Source organism: Proteus columbae (genome assembly GCF_009914335.1).
Lineage (GTDB): Bacteria > Pseudomonadota > Gammaproteobacteria > Enterobacterales > Enterobacteriaceae > Proteus.
Window position 1 is genome coordinate 3,290,498 of the sequence record NZ_CP043925.1, and the last position, 13,014, is coordinate 3,303,511.

The 13,014-nt window shown below is 39.1% G+C and carries 12 protein-coding genes and 1 pseudogene; 11 read left to right on the top strand and 2 right to left on the bottom strand.

The features are described 5' to 3' along the window. Positions 1–24: 24 nt before the first annotated feature. Complete coding sequence (locus F1325_RS15400) at positions 25–1,221, bottom strand: TerD family protein (RefSeq protein WP_160230677.1); 1,197 nt, start codon at positions 1,219–1,221, stop codon at positions 25–27. Continuing rightward, complete coding sequence (locus tag F1325_RS15405) at positions 1,222–1,806, bottom strand: TerD family protein (protein ID WP_109373007.1); 585 nt, start codon at positions 1,804–1,806, stop codon at positions 1,222–1,224. Positions 1,807–2,130: 324 nt separating this feature from the next. On the opposite strand from F1325_RS15405, the gene F1325_RS15410 reads away from it, so the two are divergent. From F1325_RS15410 to F1325_RS15460, 11 genes and pseudogenes are all read left to right on the top strand, one after another. Continuing rightward, positions 2,131–3,198 carry an ATP-grasp domain-containing protein gene (locus tag F1325_RS15410; RefSeq protein WP_160230678.1) on the top strand — a complete coding sequence of 356 codons (1,068 nt, stop codon included), beginning with the start codon at positions 2,131–2,133 and terminating at the stop codon, positions 3,196–3,198. Positions 3,199–3,212: 14 nt separating this feature from the next. Continuing rightward, the gene (locus tag F1325_RS15415) at positions 3,213–4,349 is read left to right on the top strand and encodes a phosphoribosyltransferase domain-containing protein (protein ID WP_196564179.1); all 1,137 of its coding nucleotides are present in this window, start codon (positions 3,213–3,215) and stop codon (positions 4,347–4,349) included. Continuing rightward, positions 4,342–5,112 carry a hypothetical protein gene (locus F1325_RS15420; RefSeq protein WP_160230679.1) on the top strand — a complete coding sequence of 257 codons (771 nt, stop codon included), beginning with the start codon at positions 4,342–4,344 and terminating at the stop codon, positions 5,110–5,112. Before F1325_RS15415 ends, F1325_RS15420 begins: the two co-directional genes overlap by 8 nt. A 2-nt stretch (positions 5,113–5,114) precedes the next feature. Continuing rightward, complete coding sequence (locus F1325_RS15425) at positions 5,115–6,191, top strand: cysteine protease StiP family protein (protein WP_109373003.1); 1,077 nt, start codon at positions 5,115–5,117, stop codon at positions 6,189–6,191. After that, positions 6,191–7,135, top strand: a complete 945-nt coding sequence (locus tag F1325_RS15430) for an HpcH/HpaI aldolase/citrate lyase family protein (protein WP_109373002.1) — start codon at positions 6,191–6,193, stop codon at positions 7,133–7,135. The genes F1325_RS15425 and F1325_RS15430 overlap by 1 nt, the downstream gene beginning before the upstream one ends. Before the next feature lie 284 nt (positions 7,136–7,419). Next, the gene (locus F1325_RS15435; protein WP_109373001.1) at positions 7,420–7,917 is read left to right on the top strand and encodes a tellurium resistance protein TerW; all 498 of its coding nucleotides are present in this window, start codon (positions 7,420–7,422) and stop codon (positions 7,915–7,917) included. Positions 7,918–8,429: 512 nt separating this feature from the next. Then, positions 8,430–9,068 carry a vWA domain-containing protein gene (locus F1325_RS15440; protein WP_160230680.1) on the top strand — a complete coding sequence of 213 codons (639 nt, stop codon included), beginning with the start codon at positions 8,430–8,432 and terminating at the stop codon, positions 9,066–9,068. A gap of 17 nt (positions 9,069–9,085) precedes the next feature. After that, the gene (locus tag F1325_RS15445) at positions 9,086–9,727 is read left to right on the top strand and encodes a TerD family protein (RefSeq protein WP_109372999.1); all 642 of its coding nucleotides are present in this window, start codon (positions 9,086–9,088) and stop codon (positions 9,725–9,727) included. Then, positions 9,727–10,365: pseudogene (locus F1325_RS15450) on the top strand (vWA domain-containing protein). The gene F1325_RS15445 and the pseudogene F1325_RS15450 overlap by 1 nt, the downstream one beginning before the upstream one ends. Positions 10,366–10,470: 105 nt before the next feature. Next, complete coding sequence (locus F1325_RS15455; protein ID WP_109372998.1) at positions 10,471–11,511, top strand: TerY-C metal binding domain-containing protein; 1,041 nt, start codon at positions 10,471–10,473, stop codon at positions 11,509–11,511. After that, on the top strand, positions 11,511–13,007 hold the full coding sequence (locus tag F1325_RS15460) for a PP2C family serine/threonine-protein phosphatase (protein WP_160230681.1): 1,497 nt from the start codon (positions 11,511–11,513) through the stop codon (positions 13,005–13,007). The genes F1325_RS15455 and F1325_RS15460 overlap by 1 nt, the downstream gene beginning before the upstream one ends. Positions 13,008–13,014 lie beyond the last annotated feature (7 nt).

A 13,014-nucleotide genomic window follows, 5' to 3' on the forward strand; every position in this document is an offset into this window, starting at 1 on the left:
CTATTTTTCCTTATATCAACTTGATCACTTAGAACCCGCTGTCCAGCGAAATCCCCACCCGTAGGCATTATCCATATCACGGTGACCTTTAAAAAACTCATTGAGACGTTCAACTTTTATCGAACCATTCTCATTAACGAGTCGTGCAATCGCACACATATTGCGACCATTATTACCGTCAGTTAAACGGGTTTCGATAGGAGGTTGTTCTGGTACATGAATGGTGACAACACCATCTGTTTTGCTCCAATTCGGTACACCTTCATAAATAAACGCGAAAATCAGCACTTGCTTGATATTTTTCCATTCACGTCCATTCACAAAGATCCATTCACCACCAGCAACATCGCCAGTACGATCATCGCCTTGCAATTCAACATAAGGAATACGATTGAAATCACCAAACCCGTTTCCTAATGCTTGAATAACGGACTTATGTCCTTGCTGAAGTTCAACAAAAGCACCGATATCTAAATCGATACCTTTATTGCCACCGAACAATCCACCTAATAACCCAGAACCCCCACTTTTGCTTTCACGATGCCAATCAAGGTTGATCCGAATTTTACCGAAGTCATCTTTCTTCGTTAGGCTAATTGCCGGTTTTTCTTTAGTTAAAGAAACCTTACTTAAGTTCACCGAACTTGGCGCTGGCGCCGGTTTTGGTGCTGGTGCTGGTGCTGGTGCTGGTGCTGGTGCTGGTGCTGGTGCTGGTGCTGGTGCAGAGTCTGCAATATCAACACCAAAATGTTCAGCTAATGGCTTTAAACCACCGTTAAATCCTTGAGCGATAAAACGGAACTTCCAACTACCATTACGAAGATACAATTCACCTAAAATTAATGCCGCTTCAGGGCGGCCGTTAATATCAACATTACCGTTCGCCACAACTTCGTTATTAGCATCAACTTGAATTGATAATCGTTGTAAATTTGCGATAGTTTGTTGACCTTCACAAGTCGCCGTAAACGCAATTTTTTCAACATCTGGACGTAAACGCGTTAGATCCACCGTGAAAGATGTGCTGTTTCCTGCTGTCGCATAAATAACGGTGCGATCATCATTAGCTGTCTGTCCATAAAACACCATATCGGTGTCGCCATTCACTTTACCTGACGCATAAAGTCTAAAAGCAGACACATCAACTGGTGCACCTGATTGAATTCTAATGATTAATGTTTGATTAGGAACAGGTACGTTCCCACCTGGAGTCATATTCATTTATCGCACCACCGTAGCCACAATATCAGGCATCATGTCATTAATAACACGGCCTTTACAAGGCGCACCAAACGCAGTGAAATCCCATTGACCATGATTACGTTGTAAAGAAGCAATCACGATACCTGTATGAGAGCCTTGCTCTGTTAAGGTATAACGCACCAGCTCTTTATTCGTTGTTTTATCAACAACTCGGCAGAATGCGTTTTCAACTTCATTAAATGTTTGTCCACGGAAACTATTTACTGTAAATACCAAGTATTCAACATTTGTTGGTAAACGGTTTAAATCAACGAAAATTGTTTCATCATCGCCATCACCGTCACCCGTTAAGTTATCACCAGAGTGAATAACCGACTGACAACTTGATTTTAATTTTCTAAACCAAATGGTATCGATTTGATTACCACTTGCGTCAAGTAATACGCAACTTGCATCTAAATCGATAGAACCACCACCACCAAAAAGACCGCCTAATAATCCTTTTTTCTTAATCGGATCCCAGCCCAAACCAAACATTAAGTGACTCAGTGTAGGTACTTGTTTACTGAGAGAAACTGTTTGATTCTTGCTTAATGAAACCATAATTAAATTCCTTCAGAGGTAGAGTGAAACAATAACGCCATTTGTGATTAATTCCACATCATGAAAATCATCATATCATGATGAAGTACACGAGCAAGACTATTTTTCTCACTTAAACTTAAAGTTTTGTCAATTTATTGATATTAATGATATTTTTATTGTAAAAAAATGTTAAAAACACAAGAAAATCATAATAATAACTTGCTAAACCATCTAATTTAAAAATCAACTCAAATAAATCATATTATGATTGACACAGTTCTTCGAAATCTTCATGATTATAGGCATTGAACCCTACACTTTTATTTCACGGTATACAGAGTAATGAATAACACAATTTGGTTTATGGAAGGTTTATCATCACAACGCGATATAATTCAAAGTGTTAAAGACTTTGCAAAACAGCAGCACCAAGAGATCTTTGTGCTAGCATCTCATCGTCATACACGAAATGAGATTTTATCGCTTGCTGATGGGGCTTTTTATGAACCTCTTGAAGAGACATTACGCTTACAATTTATCGATGATGTTGTGAGACAGCATCAAGTCAGTGCCATTCACACCGGTCGTAATAGCGCATGGTTTGAATTACACCGCCAAGAAATTGAGTCATTTGGGGTAAAATTAACAACTGGGGCCACACAACTTGAACAGCTTCAGTTAGCTGATAATAAAGTTGCATTTGCACAAGCGATGGAACAATGTGAGCTTCCAGCAGTACCTTCTATTTACATTGAATCTATCGATGAATTAGAAACGCATATAAAAGAGCCTCCTTTTGGCGAAATACCTTTATGCATTAAACCTGTAAAAGGGATTTATGGTATGGGTTTTTGGCGCTTTGATAATCAAGTTTCACCGATAGCACTGTTTAATCACCCAGAAAATCGTCAAGTCAATCCTCAACAATATCTTGATGCATTAAAGGCGGTTGAACATTTTGAACCTTTAGTCTTAATGCCTTATTTGCCTGGCCCTGAATACTCTGTTGATATGGTGGTTGAACAAGGTAATGTTATTGCAGCTGTAGCTCGACGCAAAGAGGGTGCAATACAACATCTAGAAATCTCAGGCGAGGCTTATGAATTAGGTAAAGCGTGCGCAACGGCGATGAAAGCCGATGGTCTTGTGAATGTGCAAACTCGAAATAATCATCAAGGCCGCCCACTCTTACTTGAAATTAATATGCGCCCTTCTGGTGGTATTGGTTATACCCAACATTGTGGAATTAATCTTGCAGGTATTTTTGCTTTACGCCAATTAGGATTAATAACTATTGAAGAAGCTGAAGCCCAAAATAACCATTTTACACCAACAAAAATACGCTCAATCACCGATTCTATTGTTTTCAATTCAGCGTTAACAAACTTAATCAGTACGGATAATAATTAATAATGGAAAATAGTATGAGTGACTCATCCGTTTATCGTCGCCTTCTTTCTTGTGGCACATTAAGTGTGACGCCAAATTGTTCTATTGAGTTACTTGATGAATTATTTGATATTGCAGAAAGACGCAATCCTAAGCGTGCATTTCTATTTGTCAGTAAAGTATTAGGTCGTCATATTCCTGTTTCACCGAAAAAAATGCGTGAAACCTACCAAAAACTTGCCCGTCAATTTCCTGACTCACTTGAAGGTCCTGTACTGTTTATTGGTATGGCAGAAACTGCGGTGGGTTTAGGTGCTGGCATTTTTGATGAAGTGAGAAATCGCTATCAACAAGCCATTTATTTAACATCAACACGTCATCCTGTTGATAAAGGTGAGTTGCTGTGTGAATTTAAAGAAAATCACAGCCACGCGACTGATCACTTACTCTATTTACCTACAACAGCAGAGCAACGCCAGTGGGTACAAAAAGCAAAAACCGTTGTATTAATTGATGATGAAGCGACTACGGGTAATACCTTTATCAACCTGCTTTCAGCACTACGTGAAGAAGGTGGATTAATCCATATTGAGCAGGTTATAGCAGTAACCTTAACCGATTGGAGTGGCGATTCTATCGCTGAGCGCTCCCCATTACCGATTAAAACCCTCTCTTTAGTTCAAGGAAAGTGGCAATGGGATGCCGATCCAAATGCGCCTTTACCTATTATGCCTAATGTTAATATCACTGCATCAGGGCAAGTTGCTATCACTGGTAAACAGAGCTGGGGTCGATTAGGGATGACAATACCCGCAAGCGATCTGGGTTTATCCATTAATGCTTCTTTAGGTGAAAAAATCCTTGTTTTAGGATCGGGAGAATTTGTTTGGGAGCCGTTTTTATTAGCTGAACGTCTTGAAAAACAAGGTGCTATCGTAAAATATAGTTCGACAACGCGTTCACCTATTTCAACTAATTTTGCCATTCAATCAACGATCACATTTACTGATAATTATGGTTTAGGTATTCCTAACTTCGTCTATAACGTGGCGCATCAACAATTTGATCGCATTTTGCTTTGTTGTGAAACACCAGCTGAAAGCATTGATAGCCAACTGATTGAAGCCCTCAATAAAGTTGCACCTATTGTTGAGGTAATTAGTTATGACTAAGCCCGTTATTTTAACTGATCTCGATGACACACTATTTCAAACACGTCGTAAGATGGTGGATGAATTAGCACTAGAACCCTATAAGACTGGCGCGCTAGATAGAAGCTTAGAACCCCGTAGCTTTATGACTCAAGAGCAAGCCATGCTTGTAGATTGGATGTTAGAGCACGCGGATTTAATTCCTGTTACTGCTCGTGGAACAGAAGAGATTAGCCGAGTCACCATTCCTTTTCATTCTTGGGCGATTACTACACATGGTGCGGTGATATTAACGCCAGAAGGCAATGCTGATACACAATGGCAAAACCACATCACTCAGAGCTTAGCACCATATACACAGCGTTTATTGACTCTGCAACAATCAATCACGCAATTAATGGCGGAACGAAATATTGATGGTTGGGCGCGAATTAACTATGAATACGGTGATTTGCCTATTTATTTAGTCATGAAGCATAACGATAGCACCCGATTAGACGAGCTATACACCATAGGTGATGAGATAGAAAAAACATTCTCAACTGAAGGTTTTTATATTCATCGTAACAGCAACAATATTGCTTGGTTACCTGAGCCTATCGAAAAAGGCAAAGCTGCCACCTATTTGCTCAATAAATTAAAAGCTAAGCGTGGTGTTTTTCCTGTGATTGGACTCGGTGACAGCCTAAGTGATCATCGCTTTATGAAATTATGTAGTTGGTATGGACTTCCTCGTCAAAGCCAATTTGCGGATGCGATCAACACAAAAATTTTTGGAGAATAAACATGATGGATCATAAGCCTTTTTCTGGCTCTTATGTATCAGGAGATGTCGATTTCTTACTTCAACCGGTTAATATCGAAATGACGCCCGTTGAGTTAAAAGAAGAGCTGATACAATCGGGTAAGCGCCACTATTCTGACATGCTAAGTCAAGAGCCAGAGCCAACAACATGGCATCTAGATCTCTTTGAAAAAGCGCTAGAAACAGGTGCTACACGCTTAGCAACTGAAGTCATAATGTTGGCTAAATCACTGATTGAACGCTTTGGTGATACCCCAATTATCTTGACAAGCCTTGTTCGTGCAGGTGTTCCTTTAGGTGTCATGTTGCAACAAACATTACGTAAAATGGGAAAAACCTCTTATCACTACGGCATTAGTATTATTCGAGATAGAGGCATTGATAGCGAAGCGCTTTCATGGATAGAACAACGCCACGGTACAGAAGGTATTGTGTTTGTCGATGGATGGACAGGAAAAGGCGCTATTACAGGTGAACTTATTCGTTCGTTATCCGGGCGAAAAGGCTATCCAGCTCAGCCTCGTCTTGTCGTCCTTGCTGATCCTTGTGGCTGTGCATGGTTAAGTGCCAGCGATGAAGATTGGCTTATCCCATTTGGGATCATGGGAGCGCCTGTTTCAGGATTAATTTCACGTTCAATTTGGACTGAAGAAGGCTTTCACGGTTTTGTGGATTGCCAACATTTAAAACAGTATGAATGCAGTCGTTACCTTGTTGATACTGTTGGAAAAGTCGTTGATGCATTAATCGATAACGATATTCCACTAGCTACATTTAAAGAACAACAATCAGACTTAAAAAAGCTGAGCGAAAACGTCGTTAGTTCACTTGCAAACAAATATGATATTTCAAATATCAATCGTATAAAACCTGGTATTGCTGAAGCCACACGCGCTGTTTTACGCCGTGTACCTGATCATGTTCTTGTGAGAGAAATAACCGATCCTGATGTCGCGTTACTGGTTTATCTTGCGCAGGAAAAAAATATTGCTGTTATTGAAACAGGGCAAGCGCTTGGTCAATATCGTGCAGTGACTATCATTAAAAAGGTGAAATAATGATTGAACGATTATCCCCATGGAATTTAGGGGCAACGCTTTATATGCCCGCGACACGAACAGATATCGCACCCACAATCATCAACCAGAAAATTGAAGGGTTACGCTCTTTAATTATCTGTTTAGAAGATGCCGTGAGTGATGCAGATATTCCTGTTGCATTAGAAAACTTGGCGGCCTTATTAAATACCTTAGCAGAGCACAAAAAAAACAGCGATTGTAGCCATTGGCCACTGCTGTTTATTCGCCCTCGCCACACTGAAATGGGTCAATGGATCACTGAAAATCTTGATGTCAGTGCCATCGATGGGCTTGTTTTGCCTAAGTTCACACAAGTTTCTCTGCCAATTTGGTGGAATATTATTGAAAATACGCATTTATGTATGATGCCAACACTTGAAACAGAAGAAGTGTTTGATGTTATTCAAATGACAGAGCTTGCAAACCACCTACTGACTCACCCTTGCCATAACAGAATTATTGCATTACGTATTGGTGGTAATGATTTAATGAATGTCATTTCTCTTAGACGTAATCGCCAATTAACACTTTATGATGGCCCAATGGGTTACGTGATAAAAATGTTAGTTGCTGTCTTTGGTGCTCGCCAATTTGCCCTCACAGCACCTGTTTGTGAGCATATTGATGATCACCATATTATGGACAAAGAGCTGGCGCTTGATATTGCTAATGGCCTTGTAGGTAAAACAGCGATCCATCCAAAGCAAATTCATAAAATTGAACAAGCTCTCATGGTGTCTCAATCCGATCATTCAGATGCATTACGTATTTTAAATTCAACACAAGCCGTCTTTAAATCACAAGGTGCAATGTGTGAACCAGCAACACATCGTCGCTGGGCATTGAGTATTTTAACCAGAGCTAAAATTTATGGCATTATTCCTAACCAACAAAATAATGCTCAACGTTTTAACGCAACATAAAATACTCTATAACTGGTGATGAATTCGATAAGATAAAATAATTATCTTATATTGATTTCGATTTATAAGTTTCTAGTTAAAGCATGTTATCTTTAACTAGAACTTATAAGAATAACGTGAATCTTTTTATTTAAAAAAGTGTATTTTTTTTATTTCAGTTATTAATTTATACTACATTTAATAGGAAGCTTATTTTATTTATCCTTGTCAACAGAGAACAAGAATAATAGAAATTATTGCTGAATATTTTAACACACCAATGACAAAACAAGTGGTAACTAAGCATGCAATTAAGCACTCGTCAGGTCAGAGTCTTTACACTGGCAACCCTTTTAAGCTCAGGAAAAAAGGTTCCAACCATTAAGATTATTTCTGCTCTTGAATGCTCAGAGCCTACGTTAACTCGCGTATTAAAAGAGATAAGAGATTCTTATGGTGCTGAAATAAAATACAGCAAAGCCTCTCGTGCATATCAAATGACTGAACGAGGTCAACTCGATAGTAAGGCGTTACGCCGTATGCGTGAGGCATTATCCGCCAGCGAAGATCTACGCCACAATGGAATGACAAGCCGAGTTTATCTCGATAAAGATAAGAAGAAATCTGTTTCACTTTCATTAAAAATGTCAGCATTACGCAAGATTGATAGATTATCTTATTTAAATAATTCTACACGTAGTGAAGCTGTTGAATTATTAGTTGATCACTATATTGAAAATTTAATTCAATCAACACTCGCTGAAATAGCAGAGAAAGAAAAAGAAAAAAAGAATTCGAATTAAATAAAAAAGTAACTTGATACTTCGGTATCAAGTTATTTTATAAAAAATAACAAAACAGAAAATATATAGAAACAGTTATCTAATAGACTTATTTTATATATTTCATTACACTCTTTCTTTATTTTAAATCACTTTAAAAACAAAAAAACACCGATTAATTAATGCTTTGAATTTATTGACTTTTATAATTATTGTTTTTTAATTAAAAAGAGTATTTATACCTAATCACTATTAGTCATTCATTTAGCATTACTCTTATTAAGAGAATTCAATAAATATATTTTCTTTAATAAAAGAAAATCGCTCCATCACTCAATTTAAGGGTGACAAACAGGCTAATTCCTCTTTTATTTTACTTTTCATACTATCTTCATTCAGATTAATAATATTGGACAATCATCACTGCGTTTTGTCTCTAATTTAATTAAACTAAGCATAATCTCAATTGAACACCTTCATGAGTCGGTTAGTATATTAATCGCTTATTTCTATCTCACTCACAGGATAAATGCATGAGAAGATTGCCAGTTTACCTTTTGCTTGATACATCGACTTCCATGTATGGAGAGCCTATTGCAGCAGTAAAAAATGGCGTTGAAATGCTCTTATCAACACTACGCCAAGATCCTTACGCATTAGAAACTGCTTATATTTCTATCATCACCTTTGACTCAACCGCACAACAGGTTGTGCCACTCACTGATTTAATCAATTTTAAAGTACCTGATTTAGTCGCAAGTGGAACAACAGCATTAGGTTCTGCGCTCACTTTAGTTTCTAGTCGTATTGAAAAAGAAGTACAAAAAACTACAGCTGAAACAAAAGGAGATTGGCGTCCGTTAGTTTTTGTGATGACAGATGGTGCCCCTACAGACGATTGGAAAAAAGGCGTTGAGAAATTTAAAGCGGCACGCACTGGCGTTGTTATTGCGTGTGCAGCAGGACAATCAGCACAAACTGATGTACTAAAAAATATCACTGAAATTGTATTACAGCTAGATACTGCGGACTCCAATACCATTAAGTCATTCTTTAAGTGGGTTTCAGCTAGTATTTCTGTCGGTAGTCAAAAAGTCGATTTAACTAAGAAAGATATTAGTGATCTTGATGACTTACCACCACCACCTCCTGAGGTTAACGTTGTACTTTAAATAAAAAAGGAATGAATATGTCTATTAGTTTAAAAAAAGGACAAGGTGTTAGTTTAAAGAAAAATGAATATGACCTTTCCTCTGTCACTATCGGTTTAGGCTGGGATATCAACGAAGAAAAACGCGGATTCCTTGGTGGGCTTTTTGGTAAAAAAAGCGAAGAATACGATTTAGATGTTATTGCCTTCTTATGTGGTGAAAATGGCAAAGTAAACGATTTAGGACAAATTGAAGGTGGGCAACCTTCTCTCGTTAATGGCGATATTATTTTCTTTAATAGCCTACAACACAAATCAGGACAAATTTGGCTAACGGGTGATAACCGAACAGGCGCAGGTGATGGCGATGATGAACAGATCATCGTGAAATTAAACACACTTGATCCTAAATTTACCAAAATTGTCTTTATTGTTCAGATTTACAATGGTCGAGAACGACAACAACATTTTGGTAAAGTACAAAACGCCTTTATCCGCGCTGTTGATGCGAAAAATGTAGAAATGGCTCGTTTTGATTTATCTGGAGGCGAAGCCTTCAACAACCAACGTTCAATGCTGTTTGCTGAATTAGTCAGAGAAGATAATGGCTGGAAACTGAACGCCATTGGTGAGCCTTCAAGTTCAGATAGCTTTATTTCTTACTTAAAGGATTTCGCCTAATGAGAAGACTTCCCGTTTACCTGCTGATTGATACTTCAGGATCAATGAGAGGTGAATCTATTCATGCGGTTAACGTTGGGATACAAACAATGCTTAATGCATTGAGATAAGATCCTTACGCATTAGAAAGCGTGCATATCTCTATCATTACCTATGATAACGAGGCTCGTGAATTTATCCCATTAACTGCATTAGAAGATTTCCAATTCTCAGATATCACCGTACCTAGCTCTGGCGGTACTTTCACGGGTGCTGCGCTGGAATGTTTAATCAAGTGTGTCGATCGTGATATTAAACGTTCCGATGGTGACCAAAAAGGTGACTGGCGTCCTCTCGTTTTTTTAATGACGGATGGCACACCGTCTGATGCTTACGCCTATGGTGAAGCGATTAAAGAAGTGAAAAAGCGTTCATTTGGTTCGATCATCGCTTGTGCTGTTGGTCCTAAAGCCAAACACGATCACCTTAAAGAGCTTACATCTCAAGTGGTAGCTTTAGAAACGCTAGACTCCAATGCCTTCTCTGGCTTTTTTAAATGGGTTTCTGCCAGTGTCGCATCCGGCAGTTCAAGTGCAGGAGTGAATACGGATAAAGACACCCTACCGCCACCACCTCCTGAAATCCAACTGGTACTGTGATCTACAAAAGCAAAGCGCTCCAAAAGGCTTTGCTTTTATTTTATTCAGGCTTTGATTTATCCATCACAATACATAACAGCCACGATAAAGTGATAAGGTATAACAATGAGAAGGCTACCCATTTTCTTTGTTTTAGATTGTTCAGAATCAATGGTCGGTGAAAACCTAAAAAAGATGAATGACGGTCTAACAACTATTATTAACGATCTGAGACGAGATCCGCACGCCCTTGAAACGGCTTGTATTTCTGTTATCGCCTTTGCTGGCGTTGCAAAAACGATTGTTCCACTCACTGAAGTCGTCTCTTTTTATCCTCCTCAACTTCCTTTAGGCGGAGGCACTTCATTAGGCAGCGCCTTACGAGAACTTTCTCACCAAATCGACACACAAGTAAGAAAAACCACACTTGAGCAAAAAGGCGATTGGAAACCTGTCGTTTACCTTTTAACTGACGGCAGACCTACTGATGATTACGCGCAAGAGATCAAGCGCTGGAAAGCTCACTACGCCAACAAAGTTAACTTAATTGCGATTGGATTAGGCTTAAGTGCAGACTTACATGTGCTGTCGCAATTAACTGAAAACGTGCTGTTATTTACCGAAGCACAAGAAGGCGATTTTACTCGTTTCATTAAATGGATAACGATGTCAGTGGTTTCTCATAGCCGAAGTGTTGGCGAAGAGCCACCACCACTTTTAAATCAAACAGAGTATATTGTTCGTCTTGCGAAAGATGATGTTGCTCGTGCCTATGATGAGTCTTGTGTCACTTTTGTCGGGCGTTGTAGCCACACACGTTCACCTTATTTAATGAAATATGAACGTCCGCCAATGAAAGCTTCAGGGCTCGATTTTAACCTCAATCTTAATGGTTTTAACTTAACGGGTTGCTACACCTTAAATGAAGATTACTTTACATGGAGTGATCTCAGTGCCACGGCATATCAAGTTAACACCAGCGAACTTCATGGTACACCTGGCTGCCCTTATTGTGGCAATGCTACTGCTTTTGCCGTTTGCCAATGTGGTAAATTACTTTGTGTGAATGGCCCTGAAAGCGTTGTTTGCCCTTGGTGTGATAACAACATCACCTTTGGTGATAACAGCAACCAATCTGACTTTGATGTCACACGAGGTAAAGGCTAATGGATAAAAAAGCCCTACTCACAAAACTGATTATTGATGACACGCTGACACAACATCGCATTCCTGTTCATGAAGAGCTCGTTATTGCGTTGTATGAAGATGTGGAAATCGCTCAATACATTGATTTTATTATTGATAAAATCAATACTAAAGCGGCAGAAAAAATAACACCACAAGACAAAATCCCCCCTATTCTTCTGTTATTGCCACCAGCTCGCAATTTAGCTGCTGAAGAAACATCATTACCAGAAGAGTGTCCATTAAAGCCAGGTCAAATTCCAACACACTCATCACCAATGCCAACAGAAAAACCGATTATTCATCGCCCTACGGCAAAAATTACCCTTTCTAATGCAAAAGTAGGCACTGCATTCAATTCTACGCTCAGTATCGAGCTAAATACCCTCGAAATTGCCGAAATTGAAGCGGTTGATGTCCCTGAAGGAGTTGGAATAACCTTTGATCATGAAAGTTGCTGCTTAGTAGGAATGCCAACAAAAAGTGGCAATTTTACATTGGTTGTCCATTGGTCTGTTAATGCTATTCGTTATCAAGATAAAGTCTTATTAATCATCAATCCTGATCCGCGTAGCTTATGGCAAATCAATGAACCTCCCGCTGATAGCCTTTATCCCAAAGCCCACATCGATAGCCAACTTATTCTTGAAGAAGACATTCGAATTGTAGGAGCAAGCCGTCGTGGACGTTCTCATGAACATGCAGGCACATTCCGTGATGATGATTTTTATATTCACCACGATAACCAAAGCCAATGGAATATTTTAATTGTCGCTGATGGTGCAGGCAGTGCTCGCTATTCTCGCGAAGGCTCACGCATTGCTATCAATACGGTCAGCCATTATTTAAAATCACAATTAAGTTTGGAAAATGAAGCAATTAAACCTCATCTTGAAACCATCCATCAATGGAATGACAACAGCGCCATTAATCAAGTAGGAAGCTTCTTTGCACAACTCTTTCGTAATGCCGCCCAATTAGCGATTAATAACCTCAAAAATGAAGCGATTCATATTAATGAACCCGTAAAATCATTTTCAACAACGTTATTAGCCACGGTTTCTTTGCGTATCAATGATGAGTTATTTGCTGCCTCATTTTGGATGGGAGATGGTGCGATTGCCGCTTATGGCCCTGCCGGAAAAGTGCGTATTTTAGGTATTCCTGATAGTGGTGAATATGCAGGACAAACCCGTTTTCTTGATGATAGTGCGCTCAACGATGCTGAATTTAATCGACGCATTATTATTGGTAAGTGGAAAGAAATTTCACATCTTATTTTAATGACTGACGGAGTGTCCGATCCCGTATTTGAAACGGATAATGGCTTACAAGATCCCAATAAATGGGCTGCACTCATTGATGAAATATCGCCTTGTTTAGCCTCTCCTGAAAATGCAGCTAGCGCATTGGCTGAATGGCTGAATTTCTTTTCAGCAGGCAATCACGATGACCGCACTCTGGTTGTGGCTTGGTAATCATAAA